A 19268-nucleotide genomic window follows, 5' to 3' on the forward strand; every position below is an offset into this window, starting at 1 on the left:
AAAAGGCCCATGAACGCGCCCCCGAACGCGCCCCCGAACGCGCCCCCGAATGTGCCCCCGAATGTGCCCCCGAATGTGCCCCCGAATGTGCCCACGAACGCGGCGCAATCGCGGCGCACCCTGGTGTTTGGCGGGGCCCGCTCCGGCAAGAGCGCCTACGCCGAGCAGCAGGCACTGGCGGCGGCCCGGTCCGGCGCGGGCGAAATCGTCTGCATTGCCACCGCCGATCGCAACGCCAGTGCGGCCGACGCCGAGATGGCCGCGCGCATCGCCCACCATCGCCAACGGCGAGAGGCGCTGGGCAGCCGCTGGCGCACCGTGGAAGAACCGCTGGCGCTGGGCCAGGCATTGCGCGCCAACGCCGGCCCCGGCAAGGTGGTGCTGGTCGATTGCCTGACGGTGTGGCTGTCCAACCTGCTGTTCGCGGAAGGCCATGCGTTTCCCGAGCTGGGGCCGATCGCCGCGCCGGCCGCCTTTGCGCTGCAACGCGAGGACTTTCTCGGCGCGCTGCAAGAGGCGCAGGGGACGGTGATCCTGGTGTCCAACGAAGTGGGCATGGGCATCGTGCCCATCGGCGCGGTATCGCGCTGGTTCGTCGATGAGGCCGGGCGCCTGAACCAGTCGGTGGCGGCGATCTGCGAGCGGGTGCAATGGGTGGCCGCGGGCTTGCCGCTGAGTTTCAAGGACGCCTCATGCTGAGCGGCTTGTCCTGGCCCTGGCTGGGCTTGCTGATGGCGGCCGGGCTGGCGCTCGACCTGATGCTGGGCGAGGCGCGCCGCTGGCATCCGCTGGTCGGTTTCGGCAGCCTGGCCCAGCGCATCGAGGGCGCGTTCAACCGGGCGCCCGCATTGCGCCTGCGCGGCATCCTGGTATGGATGCTGGCGGTGCTGCCGGGCGTGGCGCTGGCGGCCTGGATCATCCAGCTGGCGCCATGGTGGCTGGCTTGCCTGTTGCATGCGGCGCTGCTGTATTTCTGCATCGGCCTGCGCAGCCTGCGCGACCACGCGCTGCCGATCGCGCTGGCGCTGGCGCGCGGCGACCTGGCGGCGGCGCGGGTACTGGCCTCCCGCATCGTCAGCCGCGATACGCGCCAATCCAATGAAACCGAGCTCGCCAGGGCCGGCGTCGAGTCGCTGCTGGAAAACGGCAACGACGCCGTGTTCGGCACGCTGTTCTGGTTCCTGGTCGCGGGTGGGCCGGGGGCCTTGCTGTTCCGCTTGGCCAACACGCTGGATGCGATGTGGGGCTATCGCAATGAGCGTTTCCTCCATTTCGGCTGGGCCGCGGCGCGCCTCGACGACGCGCTCAACTGGGCGCCGGCCCGGCTCACCGCATGGTCTTACGCCTGGCTCGGCAACCGCGCCCAGGCGCTGGCCTGCTGGAAGCAACAGGCCGCCGCCTGGAGCAGCCCGAACGCCGGGCCGGTAATGGCGGCCGGCGCCGGCGCGCTGGGCGTGACGCTGGGCGGCCCCGCGGTGTATGACGGCGCACTCGAACAGCGCCCGCCGCTGGGCTGCGGCAAACCGCCTGAGGGCGCCGACATTGTCCGCGCCTGGCGCCTGGTGGCGCAGGCCGCCTTGCTGTGGCTGGCCATCGTGGGCGCGCTGGCGTTGCTTTCCTTCGGAGCCTTCCATGCTTGAACACGGCGGCAACCTCAGCGAGGCAATGGCGCGCTACGGCCGTGCGCCCGGCGCGTGGCTGGATCTGTCGACCGGCATCAATCCGGTGCCGTACCCGGCGCCGGCATTGGGCGCCAACGCCTGGCACCGCCTGCCGGAACCATCGGTGGAGTTGGCGCAGGTTGCCTGCGCCTACTACGGCGCGCCGCACATGTTGCCGGTGGCCGGCACCCAGGCCGCGATCCAGGCGCTGCCGCAACTGCGCCTGCGGCGCGACGGCCGGCCCGCGCGCGTGCTGGTGGCAGCCCCCATCTATGCCGAACATGCGCATTGCTGGGCACGCGCCGGGCATGCGGTGCGCGAAGTGCCCTACGCGCAGCTGGCGGCCGAGGTCGATGCCGGCAATTGCGAAGTGCTGGTGCTGTGCAATCCCAACAACCCCACCGGCGCGCTGGTCGAGCAGACGCAATTGCTGCGCTGGGCCGAAACGATGGCCGCGCGCGGCGGCTGGCTGGTGGTGGATGAAGCCTTCGGCGATACCATGCGCGAGCGCAGCGTGGCCGCGCATGCCGGGCAACGGGGACTGGTCGTGCTGCGCTCGGTCGGCAAGTTCTTCGGCCTGGCCGGACTGCGGCTGGGCTTCGTCGCCGCCGAACCCGCCTTGCTGGATGAACTGGCCGACTGGCTGGGGCCGTGGTCGGTCAGCGGTCCGGCGCAGCAGATTGGTACGGCCGCCTTGCGCGACCTTGCCTGGCAGCGCGCCACGCTGCGGCGCTTGTTGGCCGAAGGCGAGCGCTTGCGTGACTTGCTGGCGCGGCATGGCATCGCCTCATCCGGCAGCGCGCTGTACCAGTGGTGGCCGTGGCCGCAGGCGCAGGCGCGGCAGTTCCATGCGTCGATGGCGCAGCAGGGCATCTGGGTGCGGCTGTTTACGGGCGGCGCCGGCGGCATTCGCATCGGCTTGCCGCCGGATGAAGCCGGCTGGCAACGACTGCAACAGGCGCAGGGACAAGCGCTGGAACAAGCGTTGGAAAAAACGTTGGAAAAAACGCTGCTGCAATGGAGCGCCGATGGCCGCTGAATTTCCCTTCCATACCCTGATGATCCAGGGCACCACGTCGGATGCCGGTAAGAGTACGCTGGTCGCGGCACTATGCCGCCTGCTCCGGCGCGACGGCATCACGGTGGCGCCGTTCAAGCCGCAGAACATGGCCTTGAACAGCGCAGTCACCGCCGACGGCGGCGAGATCGGCCGGGCCCAGGCGCTGCAGGCGCAGGCCGCCGGCATCGCCCCGCATACCGACATGAACCCGGTGCTGTTGAAACCTTCCAGCGACACCGGCGCGCAAGTGATCGTGCATGGCAAGGTGCGCGCCGACATGCACGCGCGCGACTACCACCGCTACAAGAGCGAGGCCATGCAGGCCGTGCTGGCGTCCTACCATCGCCTGCGCGCGCAGTATCGCGCCATCATCGTCGAAGGCGCCGGCAGCCCGGCCGAGATCAACCTGCGCGCGCGCGATATCGCCAACATGGGCTTCGCCGAGGCGGTCGATTGCCCGGTGGTCATCGTCGCCGACATCGACCGCGGCGGCGTGTTCGCGCACCTGACCGGCACGCTGGATTGCCTCTCCGGGAGCGAGCGTGCGCGCGTGGTCGGCTTCGTCATCAATCGTTTCCGCGGCGACCCCGGCCTGCTGCAAGCGGGGCTGGACTGGCTGGAGCAGCGCACCGGCAAGCCGGTGCTGGCGGTGCTGCCTTACCTGCACGGCTTGCACCTCGATGCGGAGGATGCAATCGCCTCATCGCAGAACGCGCGCGGGCAATTCCGCGTGGCGGTGCCGGTGCTGCCGCGCATCAGCAACCACACCGACTTCGATGCGCTGCGCGCGCATCCCGAGGTGGACCTGCAATTCATCGGGCCGGGCCGGCCGATTCCGCCGGCCGACCTGATCATCCTGCCGGGCAGCAAGAACACTCGCGACGACCTGGCCTGGCTGCGGCAGCAAGGCTGGCCGGAGGCGATCGGCAGGCACCTGCGCTATGGCGGCAAGCTGATCGGCATCTGCGGCGGCTTCCAGATGCTGGGCCAGAGCGTGGACGATCCGCACGGCGTGGAAGGCGCGCCGGGCAGCACGCCCGGCCTGGGCCTGCTGGCCATGTGCACCGAGCTCACGCGCGACAAGCGCCTGCTGCAGGTCAGCGGCCGCTGCACTTTCGGCGCAGAGGACGCCGGCGTGCGCGGCTATGAAATCCATATGGGTGTATCGCAAGGCGCGGCCTTGCAGCGCCCGGCCTTCGTCATCGATGGCCGCGGCGAAGGGGCGGTGTCGGAAGACGGCCAGATCCTCGGCAGCTACCTGCACGGCATGTTCGACACGCCGCAGGCGTTTTCGGCGCTGCTGGCATGGGCTGGACTGGACGGCGCCGCCACGGTTGACCTGGACGCGCTGCGCGAGGCCAGCCTGGAGCGCTTGGCCGATGCCTCGCTGCCTCTGTATGAGGCCTTGAAGAAACTGGAGTCCCGCTTCGGGCGGTGAGAAAAGCAAAGTCCCGGCGCAAGGCCGGGACGGGTTGGGGAGGGCGATGCAGGCTCAGGCCAGCGCTTCCTTGGCGGCTTCTTCCGGCGTCAGGCCATCGTAGAAGAGGTCGGTGAACCACTCGACCTGTTCTTCGATATGTTCCTGGGCCTGGTCGAGCGTGGCGCCGCCCTTGACCAGGAACTGCTCGACTTCGGTGCACCATTGGATCAGGGCTTCGGTTTCCGGATCCAGTTTCTCTTTTTTGGGCATGATATTTCCTTGCTTCGTTCAGGTTCGGGCACTGCAGCTGCAAGGATATGCCAAAGCCCGCGATCGCGCCGGAATATCTTCCCGGCCGTCTTTGCGCGCCAGTTATTGCCGGCCATTTATTGCAGCAGGCCGTTGCTGGCCAGCACCGCCGCCGCCGAACGCGTTTCAACGCCGAGTTTCACGAAGATGTGCTCCAGGTGCTTGTTCACCGTGCGCGGGCTCATGCCCAGGATGTCGGCGATGTCGCGGTTGGTCTTGCCCTTGCCCAGCCACATCAGCACGTCGTTCTCGCGCGGGGTGAGGCGAAAGCCTTCGATGCAGGGGGGCGTTTCGCCGCCGGCCGGCGCTGCCGCGGCAAGGTGCTTTTCTTCCAGCAGCAGGGTGAGGCCGTGGCCGGCGCCGGCGCCCGAGACGGCGATGCGCAGCTCGCACTCGCCTTGCCGCAGCGCCAGCGGCGGGATGTCTTCGATCTTGCCGCCGTCCTGGCGATGGCGCACCAGGCTTTCGTTGAGCCAGGACTGCAGCGCCGCCGGCAGCTTGTGGCCGGCGCCGGCGAAATACTTCTCCAGCCATAGCGACGCCTTGCTGGTCTGCCACAGGGGCAGGCCGTTGTGGCCGAGCACGATCACCGCGTGCGCGGCATGCTCCAGCACGCCGCGCGTTTGCGACATCATGCGCGCGGTGCGGATGTGGGCGCCGATACGCGCGACGACTTCCTGCGGCCGGATCGGCTTGGTGACGTAGTCGATGCCGCCGACCTCGAAGCCGCGCACCACATGCTCGGTTTCCGACAGGCCGGTCATGAACACCACCGGCACATGGTTGACGCTCCTGATCAGCTTGATGCGGCGGCAGGTCTCGAAGCCGTCGATGCCGGGCATCATGGCGTCGAGCAGGATCAGGTCGGGCGTGATGCGGTCCAGGCGCTCCAGCGCGGACAGGCCATCGGTGGCGACCAGCACGATATGGCCGCTCTCGTCGAGCGCGTCGGACAGCATGGCCAGGTTGTCGGGCATGTCGTCGACGATCAGGACCACGTGCCTATCGAACGTCGTTGAGATCATGGCGGATCAGCTCCTCGATGCGGGTGACATATTCGTTCAGGCGGAATTGCCTGACCAGTTGGCGAAGGTCGGTGGTGAAGGGCAGGTAGGCGGGAGTGTGCCGTTCCAGTTCGTCGAGCTGGTGCAGGATGCCCTTGGCATAGCCGATCGCGCCCAGCTCCAGCAGCGCCTGCAGTTTATGGCGGGGCGGCACCAGCATCACCGGCTGGGCGGGCGCCGTCGTCGCTGCTGCAGCAGCGGGCGGGGGCGCCACCCACTCCAGGCGCAGATGCTGCCGGATCTTGGCCAGCAGTTCGTTGTACGACACCGGCTTGACGACGAAGTCGTCGTATAGCGGCGGGTCGCTGCGTTCGTGCAGGTTCTCGAAGGCATCGGCCGAGACCAGGATCACCGGCAGCTGCGCCAGGCCGCGGGCGCGGATGGCGCGCGCGACCGACCAGCCGTCCATCAGCGGCATGGCAATATCCAGCAGCACAAGGTCCGGTACGCGCCGCGCCAGCGCTTCCATGCAGGCGATGCCGCTGTCGGCTTCGGCCACCTCGAAGCCCAGCGGCAACAGCATCTCCTTGAGCAGGCGCCGCTGCGAGGCCTGGTCGTCCACCACCAGCACCCGCCGCGCGGGGCCGGCATAGCCGGTCATCTGGTCTTCCAGCTGCAGGCGCGGGCGCGGCACGTGCACTTCCGGCAGGTAGATTTTCAGGTGGAAGCTGCTGCCGCGGCCGACCTCGCTCTTGACCGACAGTTCGCCGCCCATGATGTGCGTGAGCATGCGGCTGATCGCCAGGCCCAGGCCGGTGCCGATGTCTTCGCGCAGGTTGGCGGCATTGCTGCGCTCGAAGGGCAGGAAGATGCGTTCCAGGTCGTCGTCGGCGATGCCGATGCCGGTATCGATGATGTCGAAATAGGCGATCTCGCGCATGTAGTGGACCCGCACCGTCACGCTGCCGCGGTCGGTGAACTTGACGGCGTTGCCCAGCAGGTTGATCAGGATCTGGCGCAGCCGCTTCTGGTCGGCGTGCACGATGTGCGGGATGCGGCCGATCTTCTCGAAGCTGAAGGCCAGGCCCTTTTGCTCGGCCTGGGGCGCGAACATACCGGTGATCTGTTCCAGCAGGCCGGCCAGCGCCACTTCGTCGGAGGCCAGGCGCATCTTGCCGGCCTCGATCTTGGCGATGTCGAGCAGGCCGTCGATCAGGCTCAGCAGGTGCTCGCCGCTGCGCCGGATGACCGCAATGGCGTCCTTGCGCGCCGGCGGGATGGTGGCGTCGACATGCAGGATCTGCGCATAGCCGAGGATGCTGTTGAGCGGGGTGCGCAGCTCGTGGCTCATGCCGGCCACGAAGCGGCTCTTGGCCAGGTTGGCCGATTCGGCGGCTTCCTTGGCGCGCTGCAGTTCGGCGTCGGTCTGCTTGTGCGCTTCGATCTCCTGCAGCAGCAGGTTGGTCTGGCGCTCGGATTCCTCCTGCGCGACCGCGCGGCTTTCGTTGGTCAGCACCAGCCACCATGAGCCGACCCCGAGCAGCACCAGCAGCATGCAAAACAGCTTGACGAAGATGCTTTTGATGGAGGCCGGCCCGGCCGTCGCCAGGCCGGAACTGTCGGCCATCTGCTGGAAGTACAGCATCCACAGGATGACCGCCAGGCCGCCGGCCAGCGTGCCGAACACGATCAGGTAGTGGCTGATGCGGGTATTGAGCTTGAGCGTGAAGCGCGCCGGCACCAGGCTGCGCAAGGTCTGGAAGATCTGGTTGGGCAGGCGCGCCGCGGGCGCCTTGCAGCGGTCGTTGCAGCGCGCGTCGAGCGAGCAGCACAGCGAGCAGATCGAGCCCTGGTAAGCCGGGCAGTACGCCATGTCGGGCGTTTCGAAACGGTTGCCGCAGATCACGCAGTCGAGCTGGCCCTGGGCGTGGCTGTGGTCGGACAAGGTGTCGCGCCGGGCGATGTAGTAACGGCTCCTGGTGGCGACGGCGATCAGCGGCGCGCACAGCAGCGCCGTGCCCAGCGCGATGAAGGGCGCCATCGCCGCGGCCAGCTTGCCCAGCACGCCCGACATGGCGATCGCCGACAGCAGCGAGGCGATCGCCATCGCGCCCACGCCCACCGGATTGACATCGTACAGGTGGGCGCGCTTGAACTCGATATGGGCCGGACTCAGCTTGAGCGGCTTGTTGATGACCAGGTCCGAGACCACCGCGCCGATCCAGGAAATCGCCACCAGGCTGTACAGCGCCAGCACATGCTCCAGCGCATTGAACACGCCCAGCTCCATCAGCAGCACCGCGATCAGCACGTTGAACACCAGCCACACCACGCGGCCGGGATGGCTGTGGGTCACCCGCGCGAAGAAGTTGGACCAGGCCAGCGAACCGGCGTAGGCGTTGGTGACGTTGATCTTGATCTGCGACACCACCACGAACAGCACCACCGCGCCCAGCGCCAGCGCCGGATTGGAAAAGACGTACTGGTAGCCGATCAGGTACATCTGGGTCGGCTCCACCGCCTTGGCCATCGGCACCTCGTGCTGGATGGCGAGGAAGGCCAGCAGCGCGCCGCCCAGCATCTTGGCGCCGCCCAGCAATATCCAGCCGGGCCCGGCCAGCAGCAGGGCGGTCCACCAGCGGCCGCGGTTGGCCGCGGTCTTTTCCGGCAGGAAGCGCAGGAAGTCGACCTGCTCGCCGATCTGCGCGATCAGCGAGAAGGCCACCGTGGCGGCGGCGCCGAAGAGCAGGATGTTGAACGAGCTACCATCCTCGGCACGCCCGGCGAAGGTGAGCAGGTTGGCCAGCGCCTCCGGTTCCTTGTACAGCACGCAGATGTAGGGCAGGGCCAGCAGCACGATCCACAGCGGTTGCGTCCACATCTGCAGGCGGTTGATCAGGGTAATGCCGTAGGCCACCATGGGGATGATGATCAGCGAGCACAGCACATAGCCGTAGACCAGCGGCAGGCCGAAATAGATCTCGATGGCCTGGGCCATGATGGCCGCCTCCAGCGCGAAGAAGATGAAGGTGAAGCTGGCGTAGATCAGCGAAGTGACGGTGGAGCCGATGTAGCCGAAGCCGGCGCCGCGCGTGAGCAGGTCCATGTCGACGCCATAGCGGGCGGCGTAATAGCTGATCGGCAGCCCGGTCAGGAAGAACAGCACCACCACGCAGGCGATGGCCCAGAAGGTGTTGGTAAAGCCGTAGCTCAGGGTGATGGCGCCGCTGATGGCCTCCAGCGCCAGGAACGAGGTCGCGCCCAGCGCCGTGTTGGCCAGGCGGAACTCCGACCAGCGCCGGAACGAGCGCGGCGTATAGCGCAGCGCGTAGTCTTCCAGCATCTCGTTGGCGACCCAGGTGTTGTAGTCGCGCCGGACTTTGACGATGCGTTGCGTGGCGGGATTGGTCACATATTGCTCGCGTTGTTGTCAGGGGGCCGGAGGCCGTGCGCGAGAAGCCCGCTCGTGCCGGCGGAGCTTGTCCCATCCTGCGGGACAGCATCTTTCGGCGGCGCTGCTTCCTGCGCTTCTTGCTAGCAATTTTCAAACCAATCGGCCGGCGAGGGCATACGTCAAATGACGTATGCCGCCGGGCCATTTCTCGCCGGTTTCACCAAAACATCGCAGGCCAGGGGTTTTGCGCAGGCTTGCGCGGCGCGGCGATGGATGCCCGATGCACCAATAACATGCCGCGCGTGTTCGAAACATGTGCGCGCGGGCCCGGCCGGATACGCCCGGCCGTTACGTCGAACAACGTATTGTTGCACTGCATCGCCAACCCTATTCTTCGTCCCAGAACGACGGACAGCGCAGTGCCGGCGGGCGCAGCGGGGGAACAGCTCGCATGCCCGCATCCAAGTTGCGGCGCCGTCCGCATTCGTTTCGACCGGCCCGTTCCGGCGCCGGCCTGGCAAGGCCACGATCGCTTCTACAACATCCAACAAAGCCTCGAAAGGAGTACCGCATGTCGCACCGTTCCTCTTCCAGACCGCCTTCGCCCCAACGCCGCAAGATCCTGGCGGGACTGGCCGCCGGTGCGGCTGCCGCCGCGCTGCCGGGCCTGGCTTCGGCGCAGCAGTTCCCGACCGCCAAGGTCAACACCACCAAATTGGCCATCACCGACACCGAAGTCACCGTCGGCCAGCTGCACTCGGCCACCGGCACCATGGCCATCAGCGAAACCGGTTCGATCCAGGCCGAGCGCTTGGCGATCGACCAGATCAACGCCATGGGCGGCATCCTCGGCCGCAAGATCAAGATCATCCAGGAAGACGGCGCCAGCGACTGGCCGACCTTCGCCGAGAAAGCCAAGAAGCTGCTGGAGAACGACCGCGTCGCGGCCGTGTTCGGCTGCTGGACCTCGGCCTCGCGCAAGGCCGTGCTGCCGGTGTTCGAGAAGGACAACGGCCTGTTGTACTACCCGACCTTCTATGAAGGCCTGGAACAGTCCAAGAACGTGTTCTATACCGGGCAGGAGGCGACGCAGCAGGTGCTGGCCGGGCTGAACTGGGTGGCCAAGGAAAAGAAGGCCAAGACCTTCTTCCTGGTCGGCTCGGACTACATCTGGCCGCGCACCTCCAACAAGATCGCGCGCAAGCATATCGAAAACGTGCTCAAGGGCTCGGTGGTGGGCGAGGAGTACTACCCGCTCGGCAATACCCAGTTCGGTTCGCTGATCAACAAGATCAAGCTGAAAAAGCCCGACGTCATCTTCGCCGACGTGGTCGGCGGCAGCAACGTGGCCTTCTACAAGCAGCTCAAGGCGGCCGGCGTCACCGCCAAGACCCAGAACCTGCTGACCATCTCGGTGACCGAGGATGAAATGCTGGGCATCGGCGGCGAGAACGTCGAAGGCTTCTTCGCCTCGATGAAGTATTTCCAGAGCCTGGACAACGCCAACAACAAGAAATTCGTGGCCGAGTTCAAGGCCAAATTCGGCGCCAACTCGGTGATCGGCGACGTCACCCAGGCCGCCTACCTCGGCCCCTGGCTGTGGAAGGCGGCGGTCGAGAAGGCCGGCAGCTTCGATGTCGACAAGGTGGTCGCGGCTTCGCCCGGCATCGAACTCAAGACCGCGCCGGAAGGCTACGTCAAGGTTCACGAGAACCATCACCTGTGGAGCAAGACCCGCATCGGCCAGGCGCAGAAGGATGGCCAGTTCAAGGTCGTCTACGAGTCCGATCTGATCGAGCCCAATCCTTTCCCCAAGGGTTACCAGTAAGCGCTATCGCCGGGCATTGGCGCCCGGCCATCCTGCAGCAAAGCGGCGGCGCCTGTTGTGACATGCGGGCGCTGCCGCCCCTGTAAATCGTTTCCCAAGGCGGGAGTCAATCATGGTTTCTCTATCCGAATTCGGCGCCATCCTCGCCATGCAGGGCTTCAATGGCCTCTCGGTATTTTGCGTCCTGCTGCTGATGGCGCTGGGCCTGGCCATCATCTTCGGGCAGATGGGCGTGATCAACATGGCGCATGGCGAGTTCCTGACCATCGGCGCCTACATCACCTACCTGCTGTCGCACCTGACCACCACCTACGCGCCCAGCCTGCAGCCGTTCTACTTTTTCGGCGCGGTGGCGCTGTCCTTCGCGGTGGCCTACGGCGTGGGCTATCTCACCGAACTGCTGCTGATCAGCCGCCTCTACAAGCGCCCGCTGGACACGCTGCTGGCGACCTGGGGCCTGTCGCTGGCGATGCAGCAGACCTTCCGCTCCATCTTCGGCGCCAAGGAAGTCAGCGCCACCTTGCCGGACTGGCTGCTGGGTTCGTTCAAGCCGACCGACTCGATCGACATCCCGATCAACGGCCTGTTCATGATGGGGCTGACGGTGCTGCTCACCGGCGCCATCTTCGTGCTGCTGTTTCGTTCGCGCTGGGGCTTGCAGGTGCGCGCCACGATGCAGAACCGGGTCATGAGCGGCGCGGTGGGCATCAATACCCGCAAGGTCGACCGCACCACCTTCGCACTCGGCTGCGGTGTGGCCGGGGTGGCCGGTGCGGCGTTCACCACGATCGGTTCGACCGGCCCTACCAGCGGCTCGCTGTACATCGTCGACACCTTCCTGGTGGTGGTGTTCGGCGGCGCGCAGAGTTTGGTCGGCACCATCGCGTCGGCGTTCTCGATTGCCCAGACCCAGTCCACCGCCGAGTTCTTCCTGACCGGTTCGATGGCTAAGGTGCTGACGCTGTCGGCGGTGATCCTGATCCTGATGCTGCGTCCGCAAGGACTGTTCTCGTCCAAGGTGCGCAAATGATGCCGGCGGCCTTTTCCCGACTTATCCACCGCGAGGTTCGACCATGAATGCAGCGTATGAAAAATTATTGGGCGGCAAGTCAGGCCTGATCGGGCTCCTGGCGATGGCGGTCTTGCTGCTGGCGGTGTTCCCGCTGGCGCTGGACATGTTCCGCCTCAACCTGGTCGGCAAGTACCTGTCCTACGCCTTCGTGGCGGTGGGTCTGGTGCTGTGCTGGGGCTACGGCGGCATCCTGAGCCTGGGGCAGGGCGTGTTCTTCGGCGTCGGCGGCTATTGCATGGCGATGTTCCTGAAGCTGGAAGCGTCCGACCCCATCAGCACCAAGATCCAGTCGACCCCGGGCATTCCCGACTTCATGGACTGGAACCAGCTGACCGAACTGCCGGCCATGTGGCAACCCTTCCACAGCTTCGGCTTCACCGTGCTGGCGGTGCTGGCGGCGCCGACGCTGCTGGCCTTCCTGATCGGCCTGGCGATGTTCAAGCGGCGCGTGGGCGACGTGTATTTCTCCATCGTCACGCAGGCCATCGCCGCCATCCTGTCGATCCTGATCATCGGCCAGCAGGGCCTGACCGGCGGCGTCAACGGCATCACCGACCTGAAGACGCTCATGGGCTGGGACATCCGTACCGACAGCGCCAGGCTGATCCTGTACTTCGTCAATGCCGGGCTGCTGTTCGCCTGCATCCTGGCCGGCCGTTACATCCTGTCTTCCAAGCTCGGCCGCCTGCTGGTGGCGATGCGCGACAAGGAAGAACGGGTGCGCTTCTCCGGCTACGACGTGGCCAGCTTCAAGATCTTCGTGTTTTGCGCCGCGGCCATGTTCTCGGCCATCGGCGGCGCCATGTTCACGCTGCAGGTGGGCTTCATGTCGCCTTCGTTCGTGGGCATCGTGCCCTCGATCGAGATGGTGATCTACGCCGCGGTGGGCGGGCGCATGTCATTGCTGGGCGCGGTGTACGGCACGCTGCTGGTGAATTTCGGCAAGACCTATTTCTCCGAGACTTTCCCCGAGCTCTGGCTGTTCCTGATGGGCGGCCTGTTCATCGCGGTGGTCATGTACTTTCCCAACGGCCTGGCCGGCCTGTACCAGACCCAGGGCAAGCGGCTGCTGGCGCGCCTGCGCGGCAAGCCGGCCACCGCGCCGGAACCGGCCAAGCCCAAGGCCGCCGTGGCCGAGACTACCCGCGACGGCATCGAGCCCGTCGCCACCCTGGAGGCCAGCAAATGAGCGACGCACCCATCGGATTCGAATCGGATGCCCACCCGGTATTGGCGATCGAAGACCTCACCGTTTCCTTCGACGGCTTCAAGGCGGTCGACAAGCTGAACCTGTACGTGCAGCGCAACGAGGTGCGGGTGGTGATCGGCCCCAACGGCGCCGGCAAGACCACCGTGCTGGACCTGATCTGCGGCAAGACGCGCGCCACCTCGGGCAGCATCCGCTTCAACAACCACGAACTTACCAAGATGAGCGAGCACGCCATCGTGCGCGCCGGCGTCGGGCGCAAGTTCCAGACGCCGTCGATCTACGAGAACCTTTCCGTGTTCGAGAACCTGGAGATGTCCTTCCCGCGCGGCCGCAAGGTGTTCGGCGCGCTGACCTTCAAGCGTTCGCCGGATGTGGTGGCGCGGGTGGAGGCAGTGGCCGCCGAGATCTTCCTCGAGCGGCAACTGCATACCCAGGCCGACCTGCTCTCGCACGGGCAGAAGCAGTGGCTGGAGATCGGCATGCTGCTGATGCAGGAGCCGGAACTGCTGATGCTGGACGAGCCGGTGGCCGGCATGAGCGTTTCCGAGCGCGAGCAGACCGCGCAGCTGCTGGGGCGCATCAGCCAGGGGCGCTCGGTGGTGGTGATCGAACACGACATGGACTTCGTCAAGAGCATCGCGCACAAGGTCACCGTGCTGCACCAGGGGAAGATCCTGGCCGAGGGCAGCATGGACAAGGTGCAGTCCGACCCCAGGGTGATCGACGTCTATCTCGGCCACTAAACCATCCGGAGCCAGCCATGTTCAACGTCTCGCAACTCGCCTCCGGCTATGGCCAGAGCGCGGTCATCCACGACATCAACCTGTCGGTGGCCAAGGAAGAAATCGTCGCCATCATGGGCCGCAACGGCATGGGCAAGACCACGCTGTTCAAGACCCTGATGGGCATCTTGCCGCTGCGCGGCGGCAGCATCAGCATCGACGGCGTCGAGCTGGGCGGCATGGAAAGCCACCAGCGCGTGGCGCGCGGCGTGGCCTACGTACCGCAAGGGCGCATGATCTTCCCCGGCATGACGGTGCTGGAAAACATCCAGACCGGCCTCGGCCCGGCCGCGCGCGGCAAGGTGCCCGACGAGCTGTACGCGCTGTTCCCGGTGCTCTACGACATGCGCGGCCGCAAGGGCGGCAACCTCTCGGGCGGGCAACAGCAGCAGCTGGCGATCGCCCGCGCGCTGGCGACCAATCCGCGCGTGCTGCTGCTGGACGAGCCGACCGAGGGCATCCAGCCGTCCATCATCAAGGACATCGCGCGCAGCCTCAAGGAGATCCGCAAGATCCGCGCGCTGACCATCATCGTGTCGGAGCAGGTGCTCAGCTTCACGCTGGAGATCGCCGACCGTTTCCTGGTGATCGACAAGGGGCGCTTCGTCTACGAGGACACGCGCGACCACGTCGATGCGCCGACCATCAGCAAGTACCTGTCGGTGTAAGCCGATTTTTACCGTAGTTTTCGCCAAGGAGTGAAGCCATGAGGCATGGAGACATATCGAGCAGCAAGGATGCCGTCGGCGTGGCGGTAGTCAACTACAAGATGCCGCGCCTGCACAACCGCAGCGAAGTGCTGGACAACGCCCGCAAGATCGCCGCCATGCTGGTCGGCATGAAGCAGGGCCTGCCGGGGCTGGACCTGGTGGTGTTTCCCGAATACTCGACCCACGGGATCATGTACGACGAGGCGGAGATGTACGAGACCGCCGCCACCGTGCCGGGCGACGAGACCCGCATCTTCTCCGAGGCTTGCCGCATCGCAGGCGTGTGGGGCGTGTTCTCGCTGACCGGCGAGCGCCACGAGGAGCATCCGCGCAAGGCGCCGTACAACACGCTGGTGCTGATCGACGACCAGGGCGAGATCGTGCAGAAGTACCGCAAGATCATGCCGTGGACGCCGATCGAGGGCTGGTATCCGGGCGACACGACCTATGTGTGCGAGGGCCCCAAGGGCCTGAAGATCAGCCTGATCATCTGCGACGACGGCAACTACCCGGAGATCTGGCGCGACTGCGCCATGAAGGGCGCCGAGCTGATCGTACGCTGCCAGGGCTACATGTACCCGGCCAAGGAGCAGCAGGTGCTGGTGGCCAAGGCCATGGCGTGGATGAACAACGTCTACGTCGCCGTGGCCAACGCGGCCGGCTTCGACGGCGTGTATTCCTACTTCGGCCACTCGGCCATCGTCGGTTTCGACGGCCGCACGCTGGGCGAATGCGGCACCGAGGAGATGGGCATCCAGTACGCCGAGCTGTCGGTGGGCGCGATCCGCGACGCGCGCCGCAACTGGCAGTCGCAGAACCACCTGTTCAAGCTGCTGCACCGCGGCTACACCGGCAAGATCAACTCAGGCGAATCGCCGGCCGGCGTGGCCGATTGCCCCTTCGATTTCTACAAGACCTGGGTCACCGACCCGCAAGGCGCGCGCAGCCAGGTCGAGGCCATCACGCGCAAGACCGCCGGCACGCCGGAATGCCCGGTGCCGGGAATCCCGGCCGAGCCGGCGGGATGAGCGCGCAACAGCATTCCATTGCCGGAATCCGGAATTCCGTTCGGACTGGGTAGACCTGAAGGGGCGTATCGAAGGCGCACATGCCGTCCGCCAATATCCGGAGCGTCTTCGATACGCCGCGTTGCGGCTACTCAGCCCGAACGGGAGGAGAAAGCAGGGAAAACCCCTGCGAAGGGAAGGTGCCGGCCCAGGTGCTTTTCTACGCACAGCAACCCACGAACCTACTTACCACCAAGGAGATCGCATGCAACACTTCAAGATCAAGCCCGGCGTGCCGCTGGCAGAGCAGCCGGAACTGGGCCACAACCGCTGGCATCCCGACCTGCCGTTCCTGGCGTCGGTCAAGCCGGGCGAGTCGATACTGATCGAGTCGCTGGACTTCCTCGACGCCCAGATCAAGGACACCGACGATGTCTCCGACGTCAAGAATGTCGACCTCACGCGCGCGCACCCGCTGACCGGCCCGTTCCACGTCGAAGGCGCCGAGCCGGGCGACCTGCTGGTGATCGACTTGCTGGACATCAAGCCGGTGACGCCGGTCGGGTTTTCCGGCGTGTTCGCCAAGGAAAACGGCGGCGGCTTCCTGGCCGACTACTTCCCCGAGGCCGACAAGGCGATCTGGGACCTGAAAGGCCTGTACGCCACCTCGCGCCACATCCCCGGCGTGCGCATCGCCGGCCTGACCCATCCGGGCCTGATGGGCTGCCTGCCGTCGCATGACCTGCTGGCCGAGTGGAACCGCCGCGAGGCGCCGCTGGCGGCCAAGGGCCTGGCCAAGCCGCCTGATCCGAGCACCGCGGTGCTGCGCGGCCTCTCCGGCGCCAAGTTCGACGAGATGGCCAAGGTCGCGGCGCGCACCGTGCCGCCGCGCGAGCATGGCGGCAATACCGACATCAAGGACCTGTCGGCCGGCACGCGCATCTTCTTCCCGGTGTACGTGAAGGGCGCGGGCTTCTCGATGGGCGACCTGCACTTTTCGCAGGGCGACGGCGAGATCGGCTTTTGCGGCGCCATCGAAATGGATGGCGTGAGCCACGTCGGCTTCGACCTGATCAAGGGCGGCATGGCCAAGTACAACATCACCTCGCCGATCTTCATGCCCAGCATCGTCAAGCCGCACTACGAGCAATGGCTGACCTTCGAGGGCATCAGCGTCGAGAACGGCGTCAACTACTACCTGGACGCCACGGTGGCCTATCGCCAGGCTTGCCTGAAGGCGATCGACTACCTGACCCACTTCGGCTACAGCGGCAGCCAGGCCTACATGTTGCTGACGGCGGCGCCGGTGGAAGGGCGCATCGGCGGCATCGTCGATATCCCGAACTGCGCCTGCACGGTGGCCTTGCCGACGTCCATCTTCGACCAGGACATCACGCCCAAGGGCATGCTCAACGACAAGTCGTACTGGGGACGAACGCGCTAGTTCAAAAAAGAGTGGCCGCGCGGCCGCGATCCCATCGCAGCCGCGCGGAATCGAATCCGAACTTCATTTTGTGGGGGAGTCAGATATGCCCTTATACGACATCCGTTGCCGCCACTGCGCGGGCATTTTCGAGAAATTCCTCAGTATGCAGGCGCTGCATGGCGAGGTGGCTTGCCCTTATTGCCAGCAGGAGACCGCTGCCGCGCCCATGCTCACGGGCGGGCGGGTCGGCTTGCAGGTGAAGGAGCGCTGGCGCCCGCGCAACGGGGCCGAGCAACTGGCCGGACAGGGCGCCGCCGGCCCGGGCGCGCATGCGGGAGCGGCGCGCAGCAGCGTGCTGCATAACTGCAAGGGGCATAGCTGCAGCATCTGCGCGACCTGAAGGCGCCGGGAGCGGCGTCGGGCCTCGGCTTGCGTCAAGGGCGCTCGCCCGTTTTCAGGCGGGCCTCGATTTGCGCGACGACTTCCGGCAAATCCGCCACCGAATCGATCACGTAATGGGCGCCGGCCGCGCGCAGCTTTTGTTCTGCCTGCGCCTTGAGCGCCATCACCTCGGCAGGTTCAAGCCCGGCCAGTTGCCGTTGGGTATAGCCGACCTCATTGCCCGACAGCGACACCCCCACGCTCCACATGCCGGCGCGGATGCCTTCCTCGATGCCGGGCACGGTGTCGTCGACCTTGATGCAGCCGGCCACGTCGCCGATCTTCAGCGCCAGCACATTGGCTAGCGCCATGTAGGGGCCGGGGCGGCCGCCGGCTGGCAGTTCGTCGCCGGCGACCACGTGGTCGGGCGCAATGCCTTCCCTGGCGGCCAGCGGCAGCAGCACATTGAGCACTTCGCGCGGATAGCCCGAGCAGGAGCCGACCTTCAGGCCGCGTCCGCGCAGCCAGGCCAGCATCTGCGCGGCGCCGTTGATGGGCTGCGAATATTCCCCAACCTTGGCGATCTGCATCGGCATGAAGCGCGCGTAGATGGCGTCGACATTCTTGTCGCTTGGAGCATGGCCGGTGTAGCGCTGCCATTGGCCGGCGATATCGGCGTCGTCCAATAGCGTGCGGATGTGCTGCCACTTGGACAGGCCCATCGGGCCGCGCGCCTGTTGCAGCGTGATGTCGATGTCGAAGCTCTTGAAGGCGTCGACGAAGATCTGGGTCGGCGCCAGCGAGCCGAAGTCGACCAGGGTGCCGGCCCAATCGAAGATGACGGCTTCGAGGGCGATGGCGGCTTTGTTTGCGGTGGGCATGGGGACTCCTTTATCGATGAATCTGTATGTGTATGTTTCAGTGGACGGCGGCGATGAAGTTGCGTCCGCGCGGGCCTTGCAGGGCACGCTGTACCAGCGTGTCCCAGGCATCGGCGATGCCGTAGTGGGCGGGGTCGGTCGACACGCCCAGGTTTTCCAGCAAGCCTGACAGGCGGGCCACGGCGCCGTCGCGGTCGGCGGCGCCGAAGATCTGCAGCAGCAGGGTATCGACCTGGGCGTCGCGGCCGAAGGCCAGGCGCATCACGTGCGGCAGCGAAAACGAACAGGCGATGCCGTGCGCGATGCCGTGGTGCAGCGTGATGTCGTAGGACAGCGAGTGCGCCAGCGCGGTCTTGGTATTGGAGAAGGCCAGCCCGGCCTGCAGCGCGGCGATGGCCATGCGTTCGCGCAGGGCCAGGTCGGCGGGCTTGCGCATGAGCAGCGGCAGCGTGGCGACGATGGCGCGCGCGGCGGCCGCGGCCAGGCTGGAGGAGACCGGATTGCGGTTGACGTTCCAGATCGCCTCCAGCGCGTGCGATAGCGCATCCAGGCCGCTGGCCAGGGTGGCGCCGGGCGGCAGGCTCAGCATCAGCTTGGGATCGATGATGGCGGCTTCGGGCCAGGTCCAGTCGCGGTGCAGCGAATATTTGCTGCCGGCGGCGGCGTCCCAGAGGGTGGCCCAGGGCGTGACCTCGCTGCCGGTGCCGGCGGTGGTGGGGATGGCGATCAGCGCCTTGGCGCGGCCCGCGGCCAGCGGCGCGCCGTCGCGCAGGTGCGCCAGCAATTCGTCGAAGCGGCCCGACGGGGTGGACGCCAGCATGGCCTTGGCGCAGTCGATGACGCTGCCGCCGCCGAAGGCGACCACGCACTGGGCCTCGGCATGTTCCGACCAGACGCGCTCATGCATGGCCGACAGCCAGCTGACGTCGGGGTTGGGTTGCACGGCATTTTCGGTGCCGGCCAGTTGCGCGCCGAGCAGATTGGCGATGGATTGCTCCAGGCCCAGCGCGGCGGCCTCCGGGAAGGTCACCAGCAGGGCGTGGCGGCCGGCCAGCAGCGCCGGCAATTGCGCCAGGCTGCCGCTGCCGGCGTGGATGGATACCGGGTTGTGATAGGTCCACAT

Annotated in this window: 17 protein-coding genes; 12 read left to right on the plus strand and 5 right to left on the minus strand. The window is 66.5% G+C overall.

The window, feature by feature from the left end; translation table 11 throughout:
• The first annotated feature begins 87 nt into the window (after positions 1–87).
• From cobU to FB598_RS16720, 4 genes are read left to right on the plus strand one after another with little or no spacing between them, the layout of a single operon-like run.
• Positions 88–699 (plus strand): bifunctional adenosylcobinamide kinase/adenosylcobinamide-phosphate guanylyltransferase, encoded by a 612-nt coding sequence (gene cobU, locus FB598_RS16705; protein ID WP_255515795.1) that lies wholly within the window; start codon positions 88–90, stop codon positions 697–699.
• A complete protein-coding gene (gene cbiB / locus FB598_RS16710; RefSeq protein WP_141916610.1) occupies positions 693–1640 on the plus strand; it encodes an adenosylcobinamide-phosphate synthase CbiB in 948 nt (315 codons plus the stop codon). The genes cobU and cbiB overlap by 7 nt, the downstream gene beginning before the upstream one ends.
• Complete coding sequence (cobD, locus tag FB598_RS16715; RefSeq protein WP_141916612.1) at positions 1633–2700, plus strand: threonine-phosphate decarboxylase CobD; 1068 nt, start codon at positions 1633–1635, stop codon at positions 2698–2700. Before cbiB ends, cobD begins: the two co-directional genes overlap by 8 nt.
• On the plus strand, positions 2690–4159 hold the full coding sequence (locus FB598_RS16720) for a cobyric acid synthase (protein ID WP_141916615.1): 1470 nt from the start codon (positions 2690–2692) through the stop codon (positions 4157–4159). Before cobD ends, FB598_RS16720 begins: the two co-directional genes overlap by 11 nt.
• A gap of 54 nt (positions 4160–4213) precedes the next feature.
• Here FB598_RS16720 and FB598_RS16725 read toward each other — a convergent pair whose 3' ends face one another.
• The 3 genes from FB598_RS16725 to FB598_RS16735 all read right to left on the minus strand — a co-directional run bounded on the left by FB598_RS16725 (position 4214) and on the right by FB598_RS16735 (position 8866).
• A complete protein-coding gene (locus FB598_RS16725; RefSeq protein WP_006713029.1) occupies positions 4214–4411 on the minus strand; it encodes a hypothetical protein in 198 nt (65 codons plus the stop codon).
• 116 nt (positions 4412–4527) lie between these two features.
• Positions 4528–5475 carry a response regulator transcription factor gene (locus tag FB598_RS16730; RefSeq protein WP_141916617.1) on the minus strand — a complete coding sequence of 316 codons (948 nt, stop codon included), beginning with the start codon at positions 5473–5475 and terminating at the stop codon, positions 4528–4530.
• Entirely contained in the window at positions 5453–8866 is a 3414-nt protein-coding gene (locus FB598_RS16735; protein WP_141916619.1) for an ATP-binding protein, read from the minus strand. The genes FB598_RS16730 and FB598_RS16735 overlap by 23 nt, the downstream gene beginning before the upstream one ends.
• Before the next feature lie 553 nt (positions 8867–9419).
• On the opposite strand from FB598_RS16735, the gene urtA reads away from it, so the two are divergent.
• The 8 genes from urtA (at position 9420) to FB598_RS16775 (ending at position 17283) form a co-directional block, all read left to right on the plus strand.
• Positions 9420–10676 carry an urea ABC transporter substrate-binding protein gene (gene urtA / locus FB598_RS16740; RefSeq protein WP_141916621.1) on the plus strand — a complete coding sequence of 419 codons (1257 nt, stop codon included), beginning with the start codon at positions 9420–9422 and terminating at the stop codon, positions 10674–10676.
• Positions 10677–10788: 112 nt separating this feature from the next.
• Positions 10789–11706, plus strand: a complete 918-nt coding sequence (gene urtB / locus FB598_RS16745; RefSeq protein WP_141916624.1) for an urea ABC transporter permease subunit UrtB — start codon at positions 10789–10791, stop codon at positions 11704–11706.
• Between the two features lie 43 nt (positions 11707–11749).
• A complete protein-coding gene (gene urtC, locus FB598_RS16750) occupies positions 11750–12937 on the plus strand; it encodes an urea ABC transporter permease subunit UrtC (RefSeq protein WP_141916627.1) in 1188 nt (395 codons plus the stop codon).
• Positions 12934–13701 carry an urea ABC transporter ATP-binding protein UrtD gene (urtD, locus tag FB598_RS16755; protein WP_141916629.1) on the plus strand — a complete coding sequence of 256 codons (768 nt, stop codon included), beginning with the start codon at positions 12934–12936 and terminating at the stop codon, positions 13699–13701. The genes urtC and urtD overlap by 4 nt, the downstream gene beginning before the upstream one ends.
• A 17-nt stretch (positions 13702–13718) precedes the next feature.
• Positions 13719–14408 (plus strand): urea ABC transporter ATP-binding subunit UrtE, encoded by a 690-nt coding sequence (gene urtE / locus FB598_RS16760; RefSeq protein ID WP_141916631.1) that lies wholly within the window; start codon positions 13719–13721, stop codon positions 14406–14408.
• Positions 14409–14446: 38 nt separating this feature from the next.
• Positions 14447–15478: an aliphatic amidase gene (locus FB598_RS16765; RefSeq protein WP_141916634.1), complete on the plus strand. Its 1032-nt coding sequence runs from the start codon at positions 14447–14449 to the stop codon at positions 15476–15478.
• Between the two features lie 244 nt (positions 15479–15722).
• Positions 15723–16901 (plus strand): formamidase, encoded by a 1179-nt coding sequence (gene fmdA / locus FB598_RS16770; protein WP_141916636.1) that lies wholly within the window; start codon positions 15723–15725, stop codon positions 16899–16901.
• Between the two features lie 85 nt (positions 16902–16986).
• A complete protein-coding gene (locus FB598_RS16775) occupies positions 16987–17283 on the plus strand; it encodes an FmdB family zinc ribbon protein (protein WP_141916639.1) in 297 nt (98 codons plus the stop codon).
• A gap of 34 nt (positions 17284–17317) precedes the next feature.
• Here FB598_RS16775 and phnX read toward each other — a convergent pair whose 3' ends face one another.
• Both phnX and psrA read right to left on the minus strand, forming a co-directional pair.
• The gene (gene phnX, locus FB598_RS16780) at positions 17318–18145 is read right to left on the minus strand and encodes a phosphonoacetaldehyde hydrolase (protein ID WP_141916642.1); all 828 of its coding nucleotides are present in this window, start codon (positions 18143–18145) and stop codon (positions 17318–17320) included.
• Between the two features lie 37 nt (positions 18146–18182).
• Positions 18183–19268: an iron-containing alcohol dehydrogenase PsrA gene (gene psrA / locus FB598_RS16785; protein ID WP_141916645.1), complete on the minus strand. Its 1086-nt coding sequence runs from the start codon at positions 19266–19268 to the stop codon at positions 18183–18185.

Source organism: Herbaspirillum sp. SJZ106 (assembly GCF_006715495.1).
Classification (GTDB): Bacteria; Pseudomonadota; Gammaproteobacteria; order Burkholderiales; family Burkholderiaceae_D; genus Herbaspirillum.